The organism is Sporomusa acidovorans (assembly GCF_900101845.1).
Taxonomy (GTDB): domain Bacteria; phylum Bacillota; class Negativicutes; order Sporomusales; family Sporomusaceae; genus Sporomusa; species Sporomusa acidovorans.
Map to the genome: position 1 here is coordinate 26177 of NZ_FNAM01000007.1, position 24809 is coordinate 50985.

The window sequence follows — 24809 nt, forward strand, 5'->3', positions numbered from 1 at the left end:
TATTATTTGTTATAAATAGGATTTGTTTCATAGTTTTTTACTGGTGTTGTTATTGAGTGGCTGTTATATAGTATAAAAATTTTGCTGACTATTACGGAAAAAACAGGTTCTTTATGCTTGGACGGCTAATCTTAATAGTAATTTTGTTTTTGGAATTGCAAGGAGAGGGACTAATGAATAGGAGGTAAATATGGAACATAGGACAAGAGTGGAACGCGCTATCAAGAGGCTGACTGTCGACCAGGTACCTTGTGCGGAATTAATCATTAACGACAAACTTGTGCAAACGATGTTTCCGGAGACAACGATCGGCTTTAGCCATCGCTTAGAGTTTGTTAATACATTGGGGTTAGATGCCACATGTCTGCATCCGGGCTGTCAATATTCGCCGGCAACAGTACCTTGCGCTAAGGATGTTGTATTTTACGATGCAGCAGAATGGGTCAACACCGATTTGTTTACCTTTGCCGTATTGGATGGTCCGGTTGGCTGGGGGACAAAACTGCTGGGTTTTGAACAGGTTATGATGCAAATGACCCGGCATAGCCAAGCGGTTTGTGAATTGGCAGCCGCTGTCGAAACCATGAACAAAGAACTGATCAATCGCTTGGCCGGCAGCGGGGTCAATGGAATTATTCTGGCTGATGATATTGCTTTTACGCAGGGATTAATGGTCCGTCCGTCCGTTTTGCGGGAAATGGTGTTTCCGTCGCTGGCTGCGCAGGCCGCTTATGCCAAACAGTTGGGTTTGCCGGTATTCTTTCATTCGGACGGCAACCTGACGCTGGTGCTTGATGATATTGCCGCCGCTGGCTTTGACGGACTGCAGTGCATTGAGGCACTGGCCGGGATGGATATCGGCGAAGTTAAGAAACAGGTTGGCGACCGGTTATGTCTATGGGGCAACCTGGATCCGGCAGAACTTATTGAGCCGCGCAGTGTAAGCCAGCTGGAGCAAACCGTAAGGCAGATTGTGCAAGCAGCCGGTCATGATGGCGGTTTGATTTTTGGAACAAGCAGCGGTCTGTTTGAAAACATGCGGCTGGATAGCCTGAAAGTTACTTATGAAATGGTCAGGAAAAGCTAGCCTGAATGAAGAAATTAACTAAACTGTAAGGACCGCAGCGTGAATAGCCTCAGTCCGCTGTAATTTGGACTGAGGCTGTGGTTGGGGTTTTATTCTCTCTATTTATGGGCTTGACCAAGTGACCGTATAGTGGTAGCATAATACCAATAAGTTTATTCCATTATCGTGATAGTAGCATAGATTCATATACACGAGCAATGAAGCTCTCGAAAAACATTGGTTTTTCGAGAGCTTTTTTAGTTTGATAGGGGGAGGGATGGCTTTGGATTCTTCTAATGTAAATACTTTAATTACTATGCTGCCGGCAATGGCCCAAATGACCTGTTGTAGTATCGCCATTACAGACAGCGAAGGGCGGACATTATATGCGGTAAATGTTAAGGGAATAGAAGAAGCACAAAAAAGAGGAGAGATCCATAGTTTGGCACAACAAACGGCTAAGACGGGCTGTCCTTATGTTAATTTTGAGGAAAATGGTTGTCTGGCCAAAGAGTGGATTTTGCCGCTGGAAGATTATGTTTTAGTTTTTCAAAGACAAGCGGATGAGGATTTTCAGGATAAATTGCAAAGAACTTTCAAAATGGCATTACCGCTGATCGCCAAAGTAGCGGGTGGCGAGGCCGTTCTTTTTAATGAGCGGGGAGAACGCCTTTTAAGTTTTGATGCAGATGGCAGGGAAGTGCTTACGTACAAGGGCAAAGTCAGTTTTCAAGCTTGTGAAGCGATGAATCGGCAGCAGCCTGTTGTCGGAGATTCCTGCTCTATGGGTGGGGCAATGGCGGTTCGCGTCCCCGTTACTGAGAGATTTGGCTTTGGGTTTAATAATGAAAATATTACTCACCGGCATCAAAAGCTTTATGAAAAGGTGAAAAATTTGCAGCAGACACGGTATACGTTTGAAGATATCATTGGTAACAGTGAGTCGCTTGCCAAGACCAAAAGCATCGCCCGGTTTGTGGCCGGAGGTATTTCCTCCATCCTGTTAAGCGGGGAAACCGGTACTGGCAAAGAACTGTTTGCTCAGTCCATCCATCATGCCAGTGAGCGCTGCAACCGGCCTTTTGTCGCTTTAAACTGCGGGGCTATGCCGGCAAGCTTGATTGAAAGCAACCTGTTTGGCTATGAGGAGGGGGCTTTTACCGGCGCCCAAAAAGGCGGCAGAGCGGGGGCTTTTGAGCAAGCCAATGGCGGAACTATTTTTCTTGATGAAATCAGTGAGATGGAATTGAATTTGCAAACACGGCTTCTTAGGGTGCTGCAAGAAAAAGAAGTGGTTCGCATTGGTGGTTTTAAAGTAAAGCAAGTGGATGTAAGAATTATTGCTTCTACCAATAAAAACCTGAATGAATTAATTGCCGCGGGAAAGTTCCGGCAAGACCTGTATTACCGGCTCAATGTGGTGCAAATAAAAATACCGCCGCTCAGAGAACGGCAGAGTGATGTTGTTCTGTTAGCCAAGCATTTTATCAACCAGTTTAACCGGGTGTTTGGCAAAAAAGTCAAAAATATTGAAGAAAAAGCACTACAGATTTTACAGAACCATTCCTGGCCGGGGAATGTCCGGGAACTGCAAAACTGTATTGAGCACGCCATGAATATGGTGGAGACGAACGAGGTGCTTGCCTGCAACCATTTGCCGGCTTATTTGTTTCAGTCCGCTCAACCGGCAACCGAGACTCCTGTTATTGAATTTTGTCCGCGCGGGCTTACATTAACGGAGGCTTTGCGAAATACCGAAAAAATGATTATCAAAACTGCTTTGGAGCGAGCCAAACACAAGAAAACAATTGCCGCAAAACTCTTAGGAATCAGCACGGTAACGCTGTGGCGAAAACTTTCGGAATACGGTTTGGAAGAAGAACCCGGCATACAACCGGAAGGGCAATGTTTGTGAATATGGCTGTAGCTTTAATGAGTAACGACAAAGATAGATCTGATTGTTTCCAGGTCTATCTTTTTGTTTGTTGCTATTTTTTTACTCTTTATCGACACGCGCCGCAATCGTATCCGGCCTAGCGGTTACAATTTGCGGCTTTTTTATACGATGCTGTCTTTACAATTCGCAGAGAACCTTAAAAAATGTTCTTCAACATGTAAGTGTTTTGGCATGTAACTTGCAATAAGTTAAAACGGAGATTGCTATCGCATCCTCAAATGAATCGGCTTAATTTTGCAGAGAGGGTCACAATATCAATGGAAAAGAACGGACGGAACAGGATTTGATTGGTGAAATAGAGAGCAACTCCAAGCATGAATTAAATAAGTATGTAAGAAATGGGGTGCGCCTGTGTCGGATTTGCTGGAATGTATATTGCAGTCGCTTATGCCGATAGCCCGCATTACCGGTGGTTATGCCACCGTTACGCATAAAAACGGTGTTCGGATTAAGACTGTGAACTCGCAGGGAAAGGAAGTGGCTGCGCTGAAAGGTAAAGTTTTCAAGTTAGCCCAAACAGCCGGGGTAAACGGACAAGTTAGTGTGGGGCCGTCGCAAATCATTGCAGGGGCGGAAGCCTGGGGGCTGCCGCTGGGCGATTATGTGCTGGCGGCAAGTAATTTGGAACGCTTGCAGGGCGAACAGGAACTGGAAGAATCTCTGAGAAAGGCGCTGCCGTTTATTGCCAGAGTCGCCGGCGGTGAGGCGGTTCTTTTTGATCATGAAGGCAGAAGAATAGCCAATGTTGGCAGTGACGGGCAGGCAAATGCCAGTTATATTGGCAAGATAAGCCAGGCCGCCCAGCAGGCCATCCAGAGTCAGCGGCCGGTGATCGGTGAATCGATTTCCGTTCTGGGGGCAGTTGCGGTGCGTATTCCGATAACCGCCAAATATGGTTTCGGGTTTAATAATGAACAAAATGTGCGCAGGCAGCAAAAGTTATTGGAAGAAGTAAAAAAATTCCAATATGCCCGCTATAATTTTGACGATATTGTTGGGACAAGTGAGGCAATTAATAAAGTAAAAAGCCGGGCTGCTTTTGTAGCCAAGGGGATTTCCTCCATTATCATTTCCGGTGAGACCGGGACAGGCAAGGAATTGTTTGCCCAGTCGATTCACAACGCCAGTGACCGGCGAAGTCAGCCTTTTATTGCCGTTAATTGCGGTGCATTGCCCGAATCATTAATTGAAAGCACCTTTTTTGGCTATGAAGAAGGAGCTTTTACCGGCGCGAAAAAGAAGGGAAGTCCGGGCGCGTTTGAACAGGCCAACGGCGGGACCATCTTTCTTGACGAAATCAGCGAAATGGATGTTAACTTGCAAAGTAAGTTATTGCGGGTATTGCAAGAACGGGAAGTGACCCGCCTCGGCGGTGAGAAAGCGGTTCGGTTGGATGTGCGGGTGATTGCATCCACTAACCGGAATATCGCTGAGATGATCAGTAACGGTACTTTTCGCAAAGATCTGTATTACCGCTTGAATGTTGTTGAACTTAAAATCCCTGCCTTGCGGGAGCGCTACGGTGATATTCTGGCACTGGTCCATGGCTTTATTACTGAATTCAATATTTTATTGGGCAAGTTTGTAACCGGTATTTCGCAAGAAGCCATAAAGATTGTCGAAGGGTATCAATGGCCGGGGAATATTCGTGAACTTAAAAATAGTATTGAATATTCCATGAACATTGTCAGCGTAAACGAAAGTACGATCGAGAAGCGGCATTTGCCGCAGTATCTGCATAATTGGCGGCCCCAAGGCAAGGAAGTGCGTAAAATTGATACGCTGGCGGCAGCAGTTGCCGCTGCCGAAAAGCAATCCATTCTCTTGGCGCTGGAGTATTCGGGCTGGACGAAAAGAAAAGCGGCCAAACTGTTGGGGATCAGTACAACAACGTTATGGCGTAAGATGGTAGAATTGGGAATTGAATTATAGATAACTTTGATAAAAGCAGGTAGTAAAAGATCCTTAAAGGCTTTCCTAACGGGGAAAAATTAAGTATCAAAATCAAGAACAACTGACATTTTTCATAAAAACATTTCCTTGCTGTAATGTGTATTGCATTTGTGAAATACAATAAGACTAAAATTATAGTATTTTTTTTAAAAGCGACAAAATGCATTTCATTATTGAAATGCATTTTGTTTTTTACGGAGCCCGAAAGTGTTGCCGCCGCGCCAAAAAACAAGCGGATAGCAGCTTTGCTCATCAGCTAAAGACAGCTCTGGCCAAACAATGATCAAGGTGGACATTGGTGCGGATTTTTGTAGGCCGGCAAGGCTTGGCATGGTTGTTGCTATATAGATAGTTGAGTTTTGTTAAAACCAATGCCGCAGGCGGTAGTAGATATAAATGGAATCGGCGAATTTCAAGAGATTGATAGTTCTCACCAATGGTGTGCCGGGATCAACCCATGATTCCTAATTACAGGTAACCTTACCGTAAGGTGGGGAAGAGCCGGGTTGACTTCCGGCCGCCGCAGCTATAGCCAACGACGTCTAAGCTGTGATCGGTATTTACATAGATGCTTTGCTGTATAAGAATTTGTTACAGCAACCGAAAAAGCGGGCAACGGTGCAGCAAGATGGAGGCGATGCGGATACAAGGTAAGTGGTTTAGTAAGAAATTGCAAGTTTAATAAAAAATAATGAATCAGAGGTTTTTTATTATGAGTACTTATGGGACACCGGTAACTGTGGCGGCAAAACTTGACCGGCTGCCACTTTCCGGATTTCATTACAAACTACTGACCATTAATGGTTGTGCCTGGGCCTTTGACGCGTTCGACGTTGGCTTGATAACTTTTATTGCTACCGCGCTAAGTGAGGCCTGGCAGCTTAGTTCGGCACAAGTTGGCATTTTACTCAGTTCGGGATTACGCTTTACCGGCATTTTACATTTGGATCGTACGCCGGCGTCTGCCGGAATCTCCCCGGTGGCTTGCCCTGCAGGGGCGGGATCAGGAAGCGTTGAGCATTGTTGAGCAGATTGAGGGCGAAGTGGCGAAACCCCACGCAATACCGTCGGTTACAGAAGACAAGCTGGCGGCTGTCAACGTCGCCGGTAAAAGTTCGGTGGGCACTTTATTCTCACCGGCATACTGGCGGACGACACTAATGCTTTGGCTGCTTTGGTTTCTAGGTATGTTTGGCTATTACGGGCTTTTCGCCTGGCTGCCCTCCTTGCTGGTTAAAGCCGGCCACAGCATGGTAAAGTCTTTCCTTTATGTAGTGATTATGCAACTGGCGTACATTCCCAATCAAATTGCCTGTGCTTATGGCATGGACAAGTACGGCCGGAAACGGTTGCTGACCGCCAATCTGCTGTTAGCCGGAATAGCGACAGTGCTTTTCGGCTGGGCATTGGGCCTGGGGGCCCTAGCCATCGGTCAGGTTGTATTTTTGGGAGTGGTGACTTCTTTCTTCGTGTCAGGCGTATGGGGGATAACCTATACCTATACACCTGAACTGTACCCCACTGGCGTGCGGGTAACGGGAACAAGCATGGCGGCAACCTGCTCGCGGGTGGGTTCCATGCTGGCGCCATTGGTTATTGGCTACGCACTTAATTTCGTGGGTGTTACCGGGGCGATTGCGATTGTTGCCGGCGCCTTTATCCTCGCCGGCATTGTCGTAGCTATTCTGGGCAGGGAAACCCGCGGCCAGAGCCTGCAGTAAGGAAGAAGTCAAGCAATGGTTGATCAAGAAAGGAGAAATGAATGTGAGCAATCAAATGACGAAATCGCCCTTGCAGGTTTCCATCGAAACCAAATTATCGCTGGCCGAGAATATTACATTCGGCCTTCAGCATTTACTCGGGTTAACAGGAATTTGGCTATTCCCCGGCATCATTGGCACGGTCTTGGGACTTATGCCGGAAGTGGTTGGCTACATTGTTCAGTGTTGTTTCATAACAACCGGCATCGTTACGATACTGCAGTCAAGCCGCTTTTTGAAGCTGCCGGTTGTGCAGGGCCCGACAGCGGCATTTTTTGTAGCAATCATGTCAGCCGGAAAAACGTTGGGGCTAGGGGTCGCCTATGGATCTTTATGCGTAGCGGGCGTTATCTTTATGGTCTTGTCACTTCCTTTTAAAAAATTAGGCATTATGGGCCGGCTTGTCAAATACATAAGTCCTCCCATTGTGTTTGGCAGTCTGTTAGTAATTATCGGGGCTCAGCTGGCCGCTTATGGATTGCCAGGCTTCTTTGGACACGCCGGAACTGCCGGTTATCCCGGATTTAATTTTGCAGCCGCCGTCGTCACTCTGGTAGCGATTATTCTCTTCATGACTTTGGGGGGGAACGGTATCTTGCGACGGGGCGCTATTTTGTGGGGCATTATTGTCGGGACGCTGTTTTGTGCGGCTTTCGGGAATTTTGATACTTCCCCGGTGGCCAAAGCCTCGCTGCTTAGCCTGCCTCAAATCTTTCCCTGGGGATTCGGCGTAAATGCCGGGATTGTGCTATTAATGTGCGTAGCCTTTATTCATGCAACCGGTGAGGCAATGGGCATGTATACGTTGCTGACCGGCTGGGATGGACAAAAGCTCACTGTCGACCGGGTTAACCGGGGAATATTTACTGAAGTCTTAGGCTGTACTCTCGGGGGGATATTGGGCGGCATAGCAACCACTTCCTATCCTGAGAACATCGGCATAATCCGCGTATCCGGCATTGGCAGCAGATTTGTGACGCTTACGGCGGGAATACTCGCGCTATTTCTGGGGTTCCTGCCCAAAATCGGGGTGCTGATCGCGATTATTCCGGGAGCCGTTCTGGCCGGCGCATCCGCGCTGCTTTTTGGTGTAATTGCGTACAGCGGTATTCAGATGCTGGCGGTTGTGGAGTGGGATGAACTTAATATGGCGGTAGCTTCGACGGGATTTATCATTGCGCTGGGGGCGATGTTCATGCCGGCCGAAATTCTCGATATGCTCCCTCTTTCCGCCAAAATTTTTATGTCTCAGCCGATGCTGGTGGGAGTAGTTTTGCTAATCACATTGAATATTGTTATTAATATGTGGCTCAGACCATTGCTGGCCCAAAAACAAGTACAAAGGGTGGAGGATATGAATTGAAGGCGTATTTTAACGGCGTAAAAAAGTCATTGGCAGGCACAGAACTATGTAATTACTACATAAATGCCACTAAGACGGCAGTTATAACCATTGATATGCATAGGGGCCACTTGGACGCGGGACCGGACTGCCCATGTCCGGCCCCACGGGCTCGAGCTATCATAAAACCGATAGATAAGTTCACTGCTGCGTGTCGGCAGTTGGGGATGCCAATTATTCACGTACGATCAGTTTTGCGAAAAGACGGATCAGATGATGTTAACGGCAATATCTCGGCCTGGAGACTGGTGTTTCCCATGACTGTAGGGGATATTGCCGGGTCTGGGGAACACGCTCTGGAAGGAACCAAGTGGACCGAATTCGCCATAAGGGTAGAGGAAAAAGATTACATCGTAAACGGGAAAAAACGTCTTAGCGCGTTTTATCCAACCGACCTGGAACTCCTGCTGCGAAACCTTCACAAAGAAACAATTGTCCTTGTAGGCACAATGACGGATTGTTGTGTTCTTAACACAGCCTTTGACGGCGCAAACAGAGATTTCCGGATTATAGTCCCACGGGATTTGTGCCGGGGTTTTGAAGATCTGGAGGAACCTGCCTTACGGATCATCTCGCTGCATCTTGGCCTTGTAGTAGATTCCGGCGACCTGTTGCAGGCGTGGCAAGAACAGCTTGCCGATTAGCGACTAGGTATACTTGCCCAATAAAACGCAAGAGAACCATTAGAGGCAATCCAATAAAGATTCTTTTTTGACAGAGTGTTATAAGTCATAAAGGGGAGAAAACCATGCCAGAAGTTCGGCTTAAAATTAATGGAAACCCGGTTATAGCGGAATGTGCGCCTGAGACGACGCTGCTGCAGTATTTGCGAAACGTAACCTGTCTGCGGGGCGCAAAAGAAGGTTGCGGCACCGGTCACTGCGGCGCGTGCTCTGTCCTCATCAATGGTCAGGTTAGACGTGCCTGTGTTACAAAACTACAGCGGTTGGAAGGTGCGGATATTCTTACGATTGAAGGATTGTCGACTGGTGATAAACTGCATCCGATTCAAAAAGCGTATCTGGATGTTGGCGCAATTCAGTGTGGCTATTGCACTCCGGGAATGATTCTGGCGACCAAGGCTCTGCTGGATCGAAATCCCAACCCGGAACGTGACGAAATCCTGAAGGCACTCAAGCACAACTATTGCCGCTGTACCGGTTATGTAAAAATTATTGAAGCCGTAGAGTTGGCAGCGCGATGGCTGGGCGGAGATGAAAATGCGGTCATAACCAATGCAATGGAGAAAACCACTATTGTAACAGGTACGACAGGCGCAGCAATGGAGGCACCGCAAGGCAAAGCGATGGGGATACCTGTCTGGGATATGGACGGTATTGCCAAAGCGCGCGGTACTCTGAAATATACAGATGATTATGTATTTCCGGGTATGCTGCACGGCGGCGTAGTCTGGAGCGGGGAGCCCCATGCGCGCATTATAGGTATTGACGCGGCGGAAGCTCTGGCGATGGCTGGGGTCACGGCGGTGATTACCGCCAAAGATGTTCCGGGTATCAATGGCTTTGGCTTGTTGACCCCGGATCAGCCTGTTTTTTGTGAGCAAGAGGTTAACTTTATTGCGGATGTTGTCGCGGTTGTCGTTGCCGAAGACGAATATACAGCGCGCACTGCGGCCCAAAAGGTGAAAGTGAGCTATGAGCCGCTGCCGGGTATATTTACAATGGACCAGGCGGAAAAGCAAAATTCGATTTTCAAAGAAATCTCATATGCTGTCGGCGATGTAGACCGCGCCAAAAATGAGCCGGACTTGCTGAAATTGCAGCTGCACTTCGACATTCCCCGACAGGAGCACGCCTGCATGGAGACCGAGTCGGCCATCGGCAGCTGGAATCCCCATGGCATGACGGTGTATTGCACGACGCAGTCTCCCTATGAACTGCGGGAAATGCTGTCTGCGGTTTTAAACATGCGTGTTGATCAGATTAGAATCATTGCGCCGCCGTTGGGAGGCGGATTTGGGAAAAAGTGCGACCCCTATATGGAGGCTGCCGTGGCGGTTGCGTCTTATGCCTTGCGGCGTCCGGTTAAAATTACCCTGAACCGTGAAGAATCGCTGAATCTTAGCACTAAACGGCACCCGTATAAAATTGATTACGAAATTGGTTTGCGCAAAGATGGCCGGATACATTTTGTTGATGCGCATTTCAAAACTGACGGTGGTGCATATCGAAACTTGAGTCCTGGCGTGTTGGAACAGAGTATGATTTTTTGCTGCGGTCCGTATCGAATTCCCCATGGACGCGTGCAGGGGAAGGCCTTGAAAACCAATAATACACTTTCCGGCGCATTCCGTGGCTTTGGCATCAATCAGGCGGCGATCTCCATTGAAGTTGCTCTGGATATTGCCGCGGAAAAGCTGGGAATCACCCCTTTTGAACTGCGCTTGCGAAATGCCGTGGATGCCGGAGATGTTACTTTTTCCGGACAGCGTGTGGAGTATAGTGTGGGAATTCGGGATACGGTTGAGTTATGCCGCGATAGAATGTACGAAGTACTGAAGGATTATGAGGAACAATATCCGCATGGCACGAAAGTTTTGGGATGGGGAATGGCCAGCGGCTATAAAAATGTTGGCGTTGGCAAAGGTGTGCCTGATGATGGCGGCGCAATTTTGACAAAAACTGCGGACGGAAAAATTGAGATGCGCGTTTCGGGGATTGATATGGGACAGGGTTTTCGTACCGCAATGCGTCAGCTTGCGGCGGAAGCTCTGGACGAGTCACTGGAAAATATTGATCTGATCAATGGTGATACCAATTTGACGCCCAAGCATGGCCAGGCAGTCAGTGAACGTCAAACGCTCAATAGTGGGAATGCTGTTGTGCGGGCGGCACGGCTGCTGCGGGAAAAATTAGCGAAGGATCCTTGGCGACCGGGGGAACCCAGATCTGCGCGCTATGATTATGTTGCCCCGAAAACCTATGCGCTGCACGATCAGGCGGGCCGAATAGCAGCAGGAATTCATTATCGCAATTATCCTGCCTATGCTTATACAACACAGGGCGTGATTCTGGAGGTCGATACGGCAACCGGTAAAATAAAGGTATTAAAGGTTGTGGCCGTGCACGACGTTGGTCGTGCCATCAATCCCCATATCATCGAAGGCCAGATAGAAGGAAGCTGTTCGATGGGAATCGGCTACGCGTTAACAGAACATTTTAATGTTGTAGAAGGCAGGCCCACGGAAAAATACTATGGGAAATTGGGGATGCCGACAATTGACGAAACCCCTGAATACGAATTGATACTTGTGGAAGACCCTGAACCGGAAGGTCCTTTCGGCGCTAAAGGAATTTCAGAAGTAGCAACCGTACCGATGACGCCCGCCGTAATGAATGCGGTATATCATGCAACCGGTCTACGATTTTTCACGTTGCCGATCACGCCGGCAGCCGTTTTGGATGGCCTGCGTAGACGGAAAGGTTCTGGTGCAAAAACCGACGGAAGTGGCACTAATTGAATTGATATACGGGAACGTTGGAGTTTGCTATAATTGCGCGTTTATTATGACAGGGTGTATTTGCAAAACCTCTGCTGACCGGCTTATATGAAAGCCGGTTATCAGAGGTTTATTCATTGTGCAGATAATGAAAGAGCAACGAAGTTCGCAGCAATATTTTGCGGCTGTAAACAGCAAAACTTGAGGATTTATTGTATATTTTAGCACAGGCCGGCTTGGTGAACACATGCAGGATTGAAATACTATTACGCTGCTGAAATAGTTTTTGCCTTATGCCTCAGATTCCAGGAAAATAGGCAAGAAAAACACTATCCTCAGTAAATAATTACTTCAATAGTTTTCAATAATGAAAAAATTAAGATTTACAATAAAATTCAAATAATAGGGCGTAAAGAAAAATAGAAACAATGTAAACGCGCTGGCGTAAGGGATTATCAGGCTTTGATGGCAATGGTTTTAGCAAAAAAATTCTTAGGCATGATTATTGCAAATATAAAAAAGCAAGTCGGTAAAACGACAAAAATGCTAGGAGGGTTTTAAAATGAAAGGAAAACTCAATGCAAAAATCCTATCACCTGATGAAATTGTGGTCATGAAGGAAAAACTGGAGACGCTTTTATCAGCCAAAGGCGTAAAACTTGATCATCCCAAAGCTATGGAAATGTTAGAGGCTGCCGGCGCACAAGTTGACAGTGCCGCCGGTACGGTAAAGTTTCCGAAACCGGTAATCGACAAAGCCCTGAAAAGCATACCGGAAAAATTTACGCTGGCCGCTCCTGATCCTCAATATGATTTAGTTTTTCCTCATCCGCAAGGCAGCTTTTATACCCGGACCTGCACAGGGGGGATGAACTATCTAAACGAAAATGCGGAGTACCACAATATTACCATTGAGGAAGTAGCGGCATGGACCAAACTTATTAATTCCTTAGATAATATCGACTTTTGCGCATTGCCGTCCACGTCCGGGAAATCAGTTCCCGGCGAAGCGATTGACATTCATACATTACGAACTATGCTTGAGCACAGTAAGAAGCATATCTGGGTGCAGCCTTATGAGGCGGAGAATGTAAAATATCTGATTGAACTGGCTGCTGCCCGCGCGGGCGGCAAAGAACAATTAAAGAAACGGCCGATTATCAGCTTCATTACTTGCTCGGTTCCTCCTTTACAATTTAAATATATGGATATGGAGGCTCTGTACCAATGCTGCCTGAACGGAGTGCCGATTCAACCCTGTTCCTTACCGGCAGCCGGGGCCAATGCGCCTGTTACCCCGCAAGGCATAGCCCTGTTGGCCTCTACCGAAGTTATGGCGCAAATTATTATGGCTGAGCTGTTGGCTCCCGGTTTACCGGTTATTGCCACACCGTTGTTATTTGCTATGGATATGTTGACAACCTATACCCTGCAATCGCCCATTGAGACAACTATGGGCAGAATGGCCGCCATGCAGTTATTTGAAGAAGGCTATAACATTCGGGCGCATAGCTATGGCACCGGCACAGACAGCTTCCTGATTGACGGTCAGTCTATGGTCGAAAGAACATCGCTGACGCATATGCTGGCGTTGTCCGGCGCATCTGTACTGGGCGGGGCCGGACAACTGGAGGTAGCGAAGACCATCAGTCCTCTCCAGCTTATTATTGACGACGATATTTTTAGCATGACCAAAAAACTGTTAGGCGGTTTAGCGGTTAATGACGATATGCTGGCCTGGAACGAAATTATGGGCTTAAGCGGCAATGAATCTTTTGTCGACATGGACCATACCTTTGAACATTTCCGGGATTCTTTGCGGCTGCCGACCTTTAACCGCGACTCCAGGCCGAATTGGCTAAAGGCAGGCAAAAAAGACATGCTTGACCGGGCTAAAGATGTTTACCGGCATATTAAGGATAATTATCAGCCGATCACGGTGGCAGGCGATGTTCTCAGCAATCTGGACCAAATCACCAAACAAGCCGATGCCAAGCTTGTGGGCAAATAAGGCGAATGGCTGATAGGCCAATATTTTGTGCGATGTCTGCTATATATTCTGCATTAAAGAATTAGCAATCGCAGGCGAGTGGTGTATTGACAACGCTCCACTACTGGCGTTTGACTTACGCTTTTGCCAACACACCACTCGCCTGTAAAAACTTTAGTGCATTATATATATTCACAGGGCGCTAGGAGAAAAAGGGGGGGAGAATTGTGCAAAAGTCTTATAAAACAACAGAAAAGTGGTGGTTGGGTCTAACGATACTGTTTTATGTTTTGTATAACCTGCCAGGGGTCCCGGTGTATGGAGATGCAAACGCCGCTTTATGGCATGGGGCGTTGACTGTTTTGCCATTGTGGGTGGTTGTGTATGGCGGGCTGTTCATACTGAATAAACAAAGAAGACTGAAAAAGAAACCGGACCTATCGCCGCAGGCAATAAATCGCATACCCCGTGAGCCTGTTTCCAAGGGAGGGATATAAATGTTGTCCGCTTTTACTACTTGGGCGTTATACGTCATTTATATGGGGGCGTTGATTCTTTTTGGCATTTTCGTATGGTGGAAAGAAAAGAATAACACGACGCGGCATTTTTATACCGCCGGCAACACGATTAACTGGTTTGTGCTCTGTATGACCTATATCGCCGCACTCATGAGCACCTGGGTATTTTTTGCCGGACCGGGTGGCTATTATCGCGGCGGTTTTGGGTACTATATGTCCGAACTCAGCTATATCCCGTTATTCCCGGTGCTTACTTATTTTGTGATGAATAAAGTCTGGTTGTTAAATACCCAACGGCATTACACCACGCAGGCCGATATATTCGTGGACCGGTTTCGCAGTCCAACCCTGCGCCTGATTTTGGCCATCGTGTTTTTCTGTGTTTCCATGCCTTATGCCGCTGCTATTTACATTGCCTGCGGCAAAGCGGCAACGGTTGCCACCAATGGCGCTATTACCCAAAGCAGCGCAGTGATATTCGTTGGGTTGACAGCCTTGCTCTTCATTCCGTTTGGCGGCGTAAAATCGGTGGCCTGGGCGGCGACAGTCCAGGCCTGGATATTCATGGTTGCCTTGTGGAGCATAGGGATTTGCGCCATTGCTTACGGCTTTGGCGGTGATGTTTTTGGGGCGGCAGCCAGTGTCTGGGAAAACACCAACTCCTGGTTTTCTTATCCCGGACCGGAAAAGTGGGTACCCTATTCTGCCAGATTCGGCTATCCAATCGCCTGTGCTATTGGCTGGACGATTATGCTGCCGGACGTATTTATCAGGGCCGGGTATTTCGGCAAAGACATGCAAACCCAGCGCAGCCTGATGTTTTTACAACCGGTTTTGCAGACTATCGTTTGGACCGGTACGATGTTTATTGGCTTCGCCGCTATTGCTATGCTGCCGGGGCTAAAGGGCGGCGATACCGAACTGGTTATTCCGTTGCTGCTTACCAAAATTATTTCACCGGAATCGCTAACTGTTGCTATGGTACTCATGGCAGTATTCGTCTGGGGTACGTTGGCTAAAGGGCTGTCTGCCGCCACCTCGCACCTGTTGGTGGCCGGCTCGATCGTTTCGGAGGATATTCTTACCAGATTGCTCAACCTTAAGGTTAGCCCTAATGTGCATATTACAATTGCCCGCTTGGCCGTTGTCGGCTTAGGTATTGCGGCATTATGGCTGGCTCTCAATCCGCCGGATTTAATGTGGACATTAATCATGTTTGCCATTGCCCTGGTTATGCCGATTTTTCCTGTGCTGGTAGCCGCTCTTTATTGGCGAAGAGCCACCGCGCCGGCGGCGATCGTTGCTTCTGTTACAGGTGTTATCGGGGTATTGTTGACTTACTACTATGGGCTGGGCGACAGCTGGTACGGCGTCTTCGGCATGCTGGCCTCGGCCGTACTTATGGTCGTGGTCAGCTATCTGACCGAAGAAACCAGCCAAGAAGTACTGGATGACTTTTACGGAGCTTTGGCGAAAGCGGAAGCGGAATATTATGAGAACTAGCAGGCGGGACAACAAGAGAAACATAAAAATTAGAGGAGGATTATCATGAGTGATTTTAACAAGTTGGCACAGGCGGTTTTTCAGGGGGATTTAAAGGGCGTCAAGGCGCTCACGCAAGAATTACTTGATGGCGGCGCAAAGGCGGATGATATCATTAACCAGGGCTTGATTGGCGGGATGGATATCGTGGCCCCCAAGTTTAAGGCCGGGGAAATGTTTGTGCCGGAAGTTTTGCGGGCGGCAAAAGCTTTGGGGTGCGGGATGGAATTGCTGAAGCCGATGTTAGGAGCGGGTGAAGGGAGCGGTTTGAAGAAGCTGGCAACCGTTGTCATCGGCACGGTTGCCGGGGACTTGCATGACATAGGAAAAAACCTGGTAATCCTTATTTTAGAGAGTGCCTCGTTTCATGTAATCGACCTTGGGGTTGATGTTTCGCCCCAGAAATTTGTTGAGGCTATTAAGGAGCATAAACCGCAATTTGTCGGTTTGGCCGCATTGCTAACCACGACCATGATGGCCATGAAGGAGACTGTTGACGCGATACAGGCTGCCGGTCTTAGAGACCAAGTTAAAATTTTAATCGGCGGTGCTCCCATTTCCCAGGAATTTGCTGATGAAATCCGTGCGGATGCATACTGTGCGGATGCCATTGTCACGAAGGAAATTGCCACCCAAATGAGTGCCTGATCCAGCATTTCCGGCTGCTAGGGTTATTACAAGACAAAGGAGAAATTAGCAGTGGTTATTATCGGTGAGCTTATTAATACAAGCCGTAAATCCATCAGTGAAGCGGTGGATAAGCGGGATGCCGCCTATATAAAAAAAGTCGCCATTGAGCAAATGCAAGCGGGAGCCACATACATTGATGTGAACTGCGGCAACAAGGTGCATAACGAAGTAGAAATCATGGAATGGCTGGTAAAAAATATTCAGGCGGCCGTTGACATCCCGTTATGTATTGACAGTCCCAATCCCCAAGCCTTAGAGGCCGGACTGTCTCTGGCCCGCACTGGACAACCCTTGATTAATTCCATTACTGACGAGAAGGTGCGGTATGAGGCAGTTTTACCTTTGGTACTTAAGTACAAGGCCAAGGTGATTGCCTTATGCATGGACGATACGGGAATGCCGAATACGGCAGGAGATCGCATGCGGGTGGTTAGCAGCCTGTACAAAAAGCTGACATCGGCAGGCGTTGCGGAGGAAAATATTCATTTTGACCCGCTCGTGAAGCCGATCAGTGTTGTTAGTCAAGCCGGGGTAGAAGTTTTGGAGACCATCAAATGGATAAAGCAGGATTATCCGAACGTCCACTTTGCCTGCGGCTTGAGCAATGTATCTTTTGGACTGCCGGGCCGGAAAGTGCTGAACCGATTATTTGTAGTGCAAACTATGGCCCTAGGCATGGATGGTTATATTCTAAATCCTACAGATAAGGGAATGATGGGATTCATTCAGGCCGGCAGGACTTTATTAGGCCAGGATGAATATTGCGGAGATTACTTAACGGCTTATAGAAACGGTTATTACGATTAAAGTGACGGTTTACACCCTGACGCTTGACGCTAAGTTCCGGTTTCTTTTGGAACTTAGCGTTACGTCTTTATTCTAATATAAGATAATGAAATGGAAATACCGGCATGTAGGCCCGGCAGACAATAGAGAAAGGCCATCCTTGCAGGAGTAAGGATGGCCTTTAAGTTCATGATATTAAAAATCAAGCAGATTATGATCATTTAACCATGCTTTTGTACAGGCAATAAATTTTTTTGCTGCCGGTGAGCAGTTCTTTAATGAGCGGGCGGCGATGCCTATTTTACGGTAATAGGATTGATCCAAGTAGACAGTACGGATATCTTCCGCATTCCTGGCTAGGACCATTTCCGGCAGAATACTGATGCCCAGGCCTTTGCTTACCATCGATATAATAGTCTGGCTTTCCGTTATTTCATATTTTACAGTTAGTTTGGCACCCTTCTCCTGCAAAATCCTGCCTATATCATTGTAACTGCCCCATTTAGGCATAATGAATGTTTCCCGGGCGATATCCTGTAAATGAATCGTATCTTTGTGGGATAAAGGATGTGCCGCTGGCAGGACGCATAGCAGGCGGTCCTTCTTTAAAAACAGCACGTCAAAGGTTTTGGCGGTCGGCAAAGAGACAAAGCCAAAGTCAATGAGGCCGGTGTCTATCCACCGCTCAATTTCATCATAATTGCCGTCGTCAGCCAATTCAACCTGTATGGAAGGATGGTATTGATGAAACTGGGCAAGTATTCCGGGCAGCCACATATTGGAGACACTGGAAAAAGAACCGATACGGACCGTACCGGCGGTTAAGCCGTTGATAGCGGCCACTTCTTTTTTTAGATGTTCGTTGATTTCTAAAATTTGCTTTATATAAGGCAACAGGCGTTCGCCATTGCTGGTTACCGTTAGGCCGGCGCGATTTCTGGTAAACAGAGGAAAGCCTAATTCGCCTTCAAGGTTAGTAATGATATGACTGACCGCCGAATGGGTTAGATTAAGAGTTTCTGCCGCTTTGGACATACTTCCCAACGTTGTGATGGAATGAAAAACCTCATATTTATATAAGCTCAAAGCAACTCCGCTCCTTTGCAAGATGAATTATTTTAAACCAGAATGTTAAAAATATTCACTTTTCTTATTTGTAGTTTACACCTATACTAGAAAGAAAAGCAACAAATTTGGCGGTGGCGGCAAGCGTAAGCAATACGGTTAGCCTTGAATGATAAAATCCTTTATTGGGCGGTTTATAGCTAGAGGATGAACTTCGGCGGAGTTTACGGAAGTGCTTATTCAAGGGCGGGTGAAACATGGATAATAAAGAACTGTTAGATCATCTGTACGCAGCATTGCCTTTTATTGCCCATATTACAGGCGGCTACGCCACTGTAACCGATAAAACAGGGCGTAGACTTAGAAGTGTTGATACCCATGGGCAAGAAATATCTCAATTTCAAGGGGAAGTGTATGACATAGCCAGACAGGCCGGTCAACAGCGAAAACCGGCAGTGGGGACCTCACAATTTATTGAGGAAGCCGAAGCCTGGGCATTACCAATCGGCAATTATGTGCTCTGCTGTAGTAATATAGAGCGCATAGAACGTAATCACAAACTGCGGGAAGCACTGTCGGCAGCTTTGCCCATGATCGCCAAGGTTGCAGGTGGAGATGCCGTACTTTTTGATTACTCCGGACGCCGGTTAGAAACGGCTGATTATACAGGCAGCAAAAGTGACAAGCTTATTGGCAAGATCAGTAAAGCGGCGCAGGCATCTATGCAATGTCAGAAGCCGGTTATCGGCGAGTCTATTACTCTGCACGGTGTTACGGCGGTACGCATTCCCATTACCGAGAAGTTCGGCTTGGGTTTTAACAACCAAGCGATGGTGTCACAAAAAGAAAAACTAGTTAATGAAGTTAAGAAATATCAGTATGCCCGCTATACGTTAGCCGATATTATCGGCCAAAGCGAAGCTATCCAAAAATGCAAAAACATCGTTAATTATGTATCCAAGGGGCTTTCTTCCGTTTTGATTTATGGTGCGACCGGTACGGGCAAGGAACTGTTTGCTCAGGCAATACATAATGCCAGTGACCGCAGGGATAAACCCTTTATCGCCATTAATTGCGGGGCTTTACCGTCTACATTAATAGAAGCCAATCTGTTTGGCTACGTGGACGGTTCTTTTACCGGCGCCAAAAAAGACGGGAATATGGGGATTTTTGAGGCGGCCAATATGGGAACGGTATTTCTTGATGAGATAAGTGAAATGGATTGGGAGTTGCAGGCAAAGCTATTGCGCGTGATTCAAGAGCGGGAAGTGACGCGAATTGGCAGTACTAAGCCAATCCCCGTCAGTGTCCGTATTATATCGTCGACCAATAAAAATCTTCAACAATTAATTCAAAAGAAGCGTTTTCGCGAGGACCTGTATTATCGTATTAATGTTATCGAATTACGTGTCCCCTCACTTTGTGAAAGAGGCAAGGATATATCCCTGTTGGCCAATTATTTCACAGCTAGATATAATCAGGTATTTGGAAAAAATGTAACGGAGATATCCCGGCAAGTATATGACGTTTTCCAGAGCTATTCGTGGCCCGGCAATATCCGGGAGTTGCAAAACTGCATAGAAAGTGCGATGAATATGGTACGTACTGAAGAAAAGAAACTGGAGATCTATCATCTTCCCCCTCAGCTTTATAACTCATTAACAGTACATAAAAACATGATAAGCGGTGGCGAGGACAGTTTGGCAGCTATCCTGAGAAATGCGGAAAAGCAAGCTATTGTAAGAGTGTTGAAGCAGGCGAATAATAACCGGTGTCATGCGGCTCGCAAGCTTGGCATCAGCAGTACCACATTGTGGCGAAAAATGCGGGAGTATAATATTTCTTAATATAGTTGGCAGGCAAGCCGGATTTAGCGAATAAAATAAAACCAGATGAAGACTGAACCTCTGATGAAGGGCTTTATAAAAGTCCATTATCAGAGGTTCAGTCTTTTTATCAGGTCGGCAACAAAAGCCGGCGATCCTATCATATTGACCGGCTTTTAGTTTATTAATAAATGTGTATGCCTATATTAATGCCAGCGCTTGATAAAATTATGTTCGATTCCTAACTGATCAAGTATGCGCCCGGCGTGAAAATTAACAATGTCATCAAGGCTTTGAGGCTGGTTGTAGAAGCCAGGCATAGGCGGCATTATGACTATTCCCATTCGTGAGAGTTTTAACATATTTTCCAGATGTATTGGATTTAATGGGGTTTCGCGCGGAACAAGGATAAGCTTGCGATTTTCTTTAATAGCAACATCGGCTGTCCGCTGTATTAAATTTTCGCTAAACCCGTGACTGATCGCCGCCAGTGTTTTCATGCTGCAGGGAGCTATGACCATACCGTCAGTCTTAAACGAACCGCTGGAAATTGCAGCTGCCAAATTGCCATTGTCGTAAACTTCTGTTGCTAAACCTTCAAGGTAATCTACGGAATAATTCGTTTCCGTGTGAAGCGTTTCGATCGCCCATTTACTCATAATAAGATGGGTTTCAATAGTTAATTTTTTTAATAACTCTAATAAGCGAATAGCATAAATAGTACCGGTTGCTCCTGTGATAGCAACAATTATTTTCATTTCTTTGCTCCTTATCCCTAGCGCGTAGCACCTAGACGTCCAGAAATTCTGTTGGCATATTCGATTAAAACAGGAACATGTTTCAGAATTGTATCTTTGTCAAAAACCGTTGTGGGACCTGATATACCAATGGCAGCAACTATTTGTTCACTGGAATCGTAAAGCGGAGCGCCAATACAATTAATGCCATTTCCCCATTCTTCAAAGTCAGTGGCATATCCCTGCAGACGGACTTTTTCAATTTCCTCAATGAATACTTCTTCATTAGTAATTGTATTCATTGTGAATCGCCTAACTCCATTTTTAAATATATCTTTTATTTGATCAAGTTTATTAGAGACTAACACTTTGCCCAGAGAATTGCAATATATGGGGCGCCTCATTCCAACATTAAAACAGCCAAAAGAATTGTAAGAGGTTTCCGATCTTGCAATATAGAGAACTTCATTGCCGTCAAGTATTGCCAAATTGGCATTGCCACGAGTTGCGCTAGCCAGTTCATCCAAAAATGGTAAGCAAATTCGGCGTATTTCTATCGAATTGAGAACGACTCTTTCATAGTTTAGAAATACTTTACCTAATGAATAAATTTTTTCGCTTTGCTCAATCATATTAAATTCTTTCAAAGTATTTAATAATCGATATACAGTAGATTGACTGATACCAGTTAAATCACTAATATCCTTTAAGCGTAATCTTGGTTTGTCAGGCGAGAAACTGTTTATGATCGCAATAGCTTTTACGAGACTATTATTTAGAGAATCTTTATTCGTATTTATTTTATATCATCCTTTTCATGCCTAAAATATTAAAATCTTCTATCAATATATAGGTTATTCCTTTATTTTGGGAATTTTATCTCTATTATTATAGCGTATTGTATAAATGTCAATAGTAAAGATAGAAAATCGAAAGACAATGATACTTCATGCTTCCAATTCAAGAAAGAAATTCAATCGCCGAAAGAGTAACCATGGTTAGGCTACATTAAGGCGATTGAGGTATGTTCTAGTCATAGGATTCCCGCTTTCTTTTGACATTATTTGAGAAAACATTGTCTTGGGGGCTACGATTATGTACTGTATGCGCGAGCATATTTTTTTTGTTTGCTTATAGCCATATTTATCCATAATGCAAATAAATACATCCCAGCAGAAGCTACCTTGTTTCGCTAGTATCTTAATATTAACAAAGTTTTGACTGTCGAGAAAATTATAAAAAAATTATCAAAAAAGGAGGAATATTAGAATACCTGTAGAATAATTGCAGTATGTAAAATTAAAATTTCAATATAGTAAATAAATATTTCAGTATAAGCAAGTAAATTTTTAAAATATTCAGCGTGTATTCGCCACCGGCCGGGGCAGATATAAATTGGAAACACGAAAGGAGGAGATAAAAGATCCAATATGTGATCAATTTTTCGGGTAACGTAATTCGCTGCGGTGAAATAACAACAGTGCATTAGCTTGGCTAAGCAGTGGCGAGGAAGTTAAAAGTTAACGGGCGATAGTATTAAGTAGAGGGGGGACCGTCGGTGGATAGATTGTGGATTATTTTTGGTTTTTCAGTTGTCTATATAATTGTTACTACAGTTGTGGGCATGTGGTCGGTCAAAAAGACGAAAGATACTGAAAGTTTTATGACGGCGAAAAATCAAATGAGTACTTGGGTTATCGGCATTTTGCTGATGTCAGAATTCATTGGTTCCGGGGCAACGATTGGTACAGCTCAGGGCGCCTATGAAAAAGGTATGGCTGTTGCTTGGAACTGTTCTACATTAGCTTTGGGATATCTCTTATATTCTTACATGTTGGCTCCTAAAATGAATGCCTTGGGTGAATATACCATCTCAGGTGCATTAGCTCATCATTATGGAAACGGCGTTAAGATGGTTGTATCTGTCGCCATGGCAATTGCTTTAACCACAGTTTGTGTTGCTGTGTATACAGGAGGTGCTTCGGCTATTGCGGCGTTGCTTCACATTCCTATCGAAAACGCCGTTTACATGATTGCCGTGGCAGCTACATTGAATGTGTCCTTTGGCGGCCTTCGGGGCGTCGGGTATGCCAATATTATCCATACCGCTTTTAAGTTTTTAGGGCTGATAATTTTGTGTGCTACTGCCTGGATTGTTACTCATAATAATCCGCAATTACTGACTAAAATTCCTGAAACACATTATTCTTTATTTGCCGGAGTAAAGAGTTCTCAATTGCTGGCCTGGACAGTCGGCAATATTGGTGCCGTATTTTCTACTCAATACGTTCTTCAATCCATTTGTTCGTTGCCAAATCCCGCTCAAGCGCGAAAAGCCACGATTGTTGCCGGGTTAGCAATTTTCCCGATTGGTTTTTTAGCCGCTTATATTGGCGTTATGGCTACGGCTATTTTTCCAGGTATAAAAAGCGTAATGGCTATGCCGGCTTACTTTGATATTATGAACCCCTGGCTGGTTGGTATTGTAACAGCATCGATTATTGCTTCGACATTTGTATCTATTTTGGCTTGTCAACTGGGGGCAACGGCGTTGATGATTAAAGATTTTTATGTCCCTTATGCAAAACCTAATGAAAAGAAGAAAATTTGGGCTACACGAATTATGTCTATCATAATTGGCTTAATACCGATTCCCTTTGCATTAGGCGTACCGGGTATGATCAAAACTTTCTTTTTCGCACGGGCTTTGCGATCCTCAATCACGGTTTTACTACTGTTTATGATTTTTGCGCCGTTAATGACGACCAAAACAGGCGGCACTGTTGCCTTAGTTCTGAGTCTTATTGGAACGATTACTTGGATGATCCTAGGAAACCCTTATGGAATCGACAATATTTATGTTGCCATTGTTATTCCGACTGTAGTAATTCTGCTTGATTATGCATTTAATAAGATGAAGCAGACGTCGAACCCCCAGATTGAAAACCAATAATATAAAATAAAAAAACAATTATAGGAGATGGAGTCAGATGTCAGTTAAAGTGAATGGAGAAAATGTGATAGTCAATTCCAGCGAATTGCAAGAATTGGCACGTAAGCTACTCGAAGCAGTAAACGTTCCGCCTGAAGACGCAGCAATTGCGGCTGAAGTTATGGTGGATACCAATCTTAAAGGCGTGGAATCGCATGGTGTCCGGTGGTTGGATATTTATTTGAAGCGCATTCAGTCTGGCTGTGTAAAGCCGATAACCGCATTAAAAACCATAAAAGAGAAAGCCGGCTTATTACTGTTGGATGCCCAGGGAGGGTTGGGACAAGTAGCCATGAGCAAAGGTATTGATATGGGGATTGCCAAAGCCAAAACCGCTGGAATTTGTGCAGTTGCGATTCGCAACTCCAATCATTTTGGCGCTTGCGGATATTATACAGCCAAAGCGGCAGAGGCCGACATGGCAGCATTGGTCATGACTAACGGCACACCCTTAATGGCTCCGTGGGGCGGTATTACTCCCTGCATTGGCACGAACCCTTTTTCTTACGGATTTCCCGGGCCGAAGCATCCGGTTGTTTTAGATATGGCTACTACCGCTACGGCGAGGGGCAAAGTATTTTTGGCAGCGCAAAAAGGTTACGACTTGCCGGCCGGAATGGCTCTTAATAAAGAGGGTGAACCGACTGTTAATCCCAAAGAAGCACTGGAAGGTATTTTGCTGCCGGTTGGCGGGCCTAAAGGCTATGGCTTATCTTTAATTATTGACATTCTTGCCGGCATTGTTACCGGTTCAAATCATGGTCAGAACATTACTTCTTTATACGGTGATTTGGAACATATGCAAAATATCGGCCATTTTGCAGTGATTATTAATCTTGAAGACTTTATTTCGCTGGATGATTATATGAAAGAAATGGAACAAAGCCGTAAAGAAATTAAGTCATCAAAATTGGCGAAAGGATGTCAGGAAGTCTTTGTACCAGGTGAAATTGAAGCCAATAAATACAATCAGTCCATCAAAGAGGGTATTACATTACCAACCGCGACTTGGAACACGTTGCAGGATTGGGCCAAGAGATTAAATTTGCAATAAAAAGCAATGAC

19 protein-coding genes are annotated in these 24809 nt (G+C 45.7%); 16 read left to right on the forward strand and 3 right to left on the reverse strand.

Going from position 1 to position 24809, the window contains the following annotated elements:
- Positions 1–190: 190 nt before the first annotated feature.
- From BLR65_RS07045 to BLR65_RS07100, 13 genes are all read left to right on the forward strand, one after another.
- Complete coding sequence (locus BLR65_RS07045; protein ID WP_093793490.1) at positions 191–1087, forward strand: uroporphyrinogen decarboxylase family protein; 897 nt, start codon at positions 191–193, stop codon at positions 1085–1087.
- Between the two features lie 262 nt (positions 1088–1349).
- A complete protein-coding gene (locus BLR65_RS07050) occupies positions 1350–2981 on the forward strand; it encodes a sigma-54 interaction domain-containing protein (RefSeq protein ID WP_211285221.1) in 1632 nt (543 codons plus the stop codon).
- A 393-nt stretch (positions 2982–3374) separates the two neighbouring features.
- Positions 3375–4955 (forward strand): sigma-54 interaction domain-containing protein, encoded by a 1581-nt coding sequence (locus tag BLR65_RS07055; RefSeq protein WP_211285220.1) that lies wholly within the window; start codon positions 3375–3377, stop codon positions 4953–4955.
- Positions 4956–5688: 733 nt separating this feature from the next.
- Entirely contained in the window at positions 5689–6003 is a 315-nt protein-coding gene (locus BLR65_RS30770) for a hypothetical protein (RefSeq protein WP_245692542.1), read from the forward strand.
- Positions 5939–6697 (forward strand): MFS transporter, encoded by a 759-nt coding sequence (locus BLR65_RS07060; protein WP_245692556.1) that lies wholly within the window; start codon positions 5939–5941, stop codon positions 6695–6697. Before BLR65_RS30770 ends, BLR65_RS07060 begins: the two co-directional genes overlap by 65 nt.
- A 43-nt stretch (positions 6698–6740) precedes the next feature.
- Positions 6741–8099 (forward strand): uracil-xanthine permease family protein, encoded by a 1359-nt coding sequence (locus tag BLR65_RS07065; RefSeq protein WP_211285218.1) that lies wholly within the window; start codon positions 6741–6743, stop codon positions 8097–8099.
- On the forward strand, positions 8096–8782 hold the full coding sequence (locus BLR65_RS07070) for a cysteine hydrolase family protein (protein WP_093793492.1): 687 nt from the start codon (positions 8096–8098) through the stop codon (positions 8780–8782). Before BLR65_RS07065 ends, BLR65_RS07070 begins: the two co-directional genes overlap by 4 nt.
- Before the next feature lie 104 nt (positions 8783–8886).
- Positions 8887–11619, forward strand: a complete 2733-nt coding sequence (locus BLR65_RS07075) for a molybdopterin-dependent oxidoreductase (protein ID WP_093793493.1) — start codon at positions 8887–8889, stop codon at positions 11617–11619.
- Positions 11620–12160: 541 nt separating this feature from the next.
- Positions 12161–13609, forward strand: coding sequence for a trimethylamine methyltransferase family protein (locus BLR65_RS07080; protein WP_093793494.1), 1449 nt, complete (start codon positions 12161–12163; stop codon positions 13607–13609).
- A gap of 206 nt (positions 13610–13815) precedes the next feature.
- Positions 13816–14085, forward strand: a complete 270-nt coding sequence (locus BLR65_RS07085; protein ID WP_176772708.1) for a hypothetical protein — start codon at positions 13816–13818, stop codon at positions 14083–14085.
- Complete coding sequence (locus BLR65_RS07090; protein WP_093793495.1) at positions 14086–15609, forward strand: sodium:solute symporter family protein; 1524 nt, start codon at positions 14086–14088, stop codon at positions 15607–15609.
- Positions 15610–15654: 45 nt separating this feature from the next.
- Positions 15655–16296: a corrinoid protein gene (locus BLR65_RS07095; protein ID WP_093793496.1), complete on the forward strand. Its 642-nt coding sequence runs from the start codon at positions 15655–15657 to the stop codon at positions 16294–16296.
- A gap of 51 nt (positions 16297–16347) precedes the next feature.
- The gene (locus BLR65_RS07100) at positions 16348–17145 is read left to right on the forward strand and encodes a methyltetrahydrofolate cobalamin methyltransferase (RefSeq protein WP_093793497.1); all 798 of its coding nucleotides are present in this window, start codon (positions 16348–16350) and stop codon (positions 17143–17145) included.
- Between the two features lie 174 nt (positions 17146–17319).
- Here BLR65_RS07100 and BLR65_RS07105 read toward each other — a convergent pair whose 3' ends face one another.
- On the reverse strand, positions 17320–18210 hold the full coding sequence (locus BLR65_RS07105) for a LysR family transcriptional regulator (protein WP_093793498.1): 891 nt from the start codon (positions 18208–18210) through the stop codon (positions 17320–17322).
- 236 nt (positions 18211–18446) lie between these two features.
- Here BLR65_RS07105 and BLR65_RS07110 point away from each other — a divergent pair, with 236 nt between their 5' ends.
- Entirely contained in the window at positions 18447–20036 is a 1590-nt protein-coding gene (locus BLR65_RS07110) for a sigma-54 interaction domain-containing protein (protein ID WP_093793499.1), read from the forward strand.
- 185 nt (positions 20037–20221) lie between these two features.
- Here BLR65_RS07110 and BLR65_RS07115 read toward each other — a convergent pair whose 3' ends face one another.
- Positions 20222–20773 carry a UbiX family flavin prenyltransferase gene (locus BLR65_RS07115; protein WP_093793500.1) on the reverse strand — a complete coding sequence of 184 codons (552 nt, stop codon included), beginning with the start codon at positions 20771–20773 and terminating at the stop codon, positions 20222–20224.
- 17 nt (positions 20774–20790) lie between these two features.
- Entirely contained in the window at positions 20791–21552 is a 762-nt protein-coding gene (locus tag BLR65_RS07120) for an IclR family transcriptional regulator (RefSeq protein ID WP_093793501.1), read from the reverse strand.
- Between the two features lie 758 nt (positions 21553–22310).
- Here BLR65_RS07120 and BLR65_RS07125 point away from each other — a divergent pair.
- Together BLR65_RS07125 and BLR65_RS07130 are read left to right on the forward strand one after the other, a co-directional pair.
- Positions 22311–23705: a sodium:solute symporter family protein gene (locus BLR65_RS07125; protein ID WP_093793502.1), complete on the forward strand. Its 1395-nt coding sequence runs from the start codon at positions 22311–22313 to the stop codon at positions 23703–23705.
- A gap of 37 nt (positions 23706–23742) precedes the next feature.
- Positions 23743–24798 (forward strand): Ldh family oxidoreductase, encoded by a 1056-nt coding sequence (locus tag BLR65_RS07130; RefSeq protein WP_093793503.1) that lies wholly within the window; start codon positions 23743–23745, stop codon positions 24796–24798.
- Positions 24799–24809: the final 11 nt, after the last annotated feature.

Excerpts from the sequence above, each read along its gene's own strand:
- BLR65_RS07045 (WP_093793490.1), top strand. The coding sequence starts at position 191 with ATGGAACATAGGACAAGAGTGGAACGCGCTATCAAGAGGCTGACTGTC.
- BLR65_RS30770 (WP_245692542.1), top strand. The coding sequence starts at position 5,689 with ATGAGTACTTATGGGACACCGGTAACTGTGGCGGCAAAACTTGACCGG.
- BLR65_RS07075 (WP_093793493.1), top strand. The coding sequence starts at position 8,887 with ATGCCAGAAGTTCGGCTTAAAATTAATGGAAACCCGGTTATAGCGGAA.
- BLR65_RS07080 (WP_093793494.1), top strand. The coding sequence starts at position 12,161 with ATGAAAGGAAAACTCAATGCAAAAATCCTATCACCTGATGAAATTGTG.
- BLR65_RS07090 (WP_093793495.1), top strand. The coding sequence starts at position 14,086 with ATGTTGTCCGCTTTTACTACTTGGGCGTTATACGTCATTTATATGGGG.
- BLR65_RS07095 (WP_093793496.1), top strand. The coding sequence starts at position 15,655 with ATGAGTGATTTTAACAAGTTGGCACAGGCGGTTTTTCAGGGGGATTTA.
- BLR65_RS07110 (WP_093793499.1), top strand. The coding sequence starts at position 18,447 with ATGGATAATAAAGAACTGTTAGATCATCTGTACGCAGCATTGCCTTTT.
- BLR65_RS07115 (WP_093793500.1), bottom strand. The coding sequence starts at position 20,773 with ATGAAAATAATTGTTGCTATCACAGGAGCAACCGGTACTATTTATGCT.
- BLR65_RS07130 (WP_093793503.1), top strand. The coding sequence starts at position 23,743 with ATGTCAGTTAAAGTGAATGGAGAAAATGTGATAGTCAATTCCAGCGAA.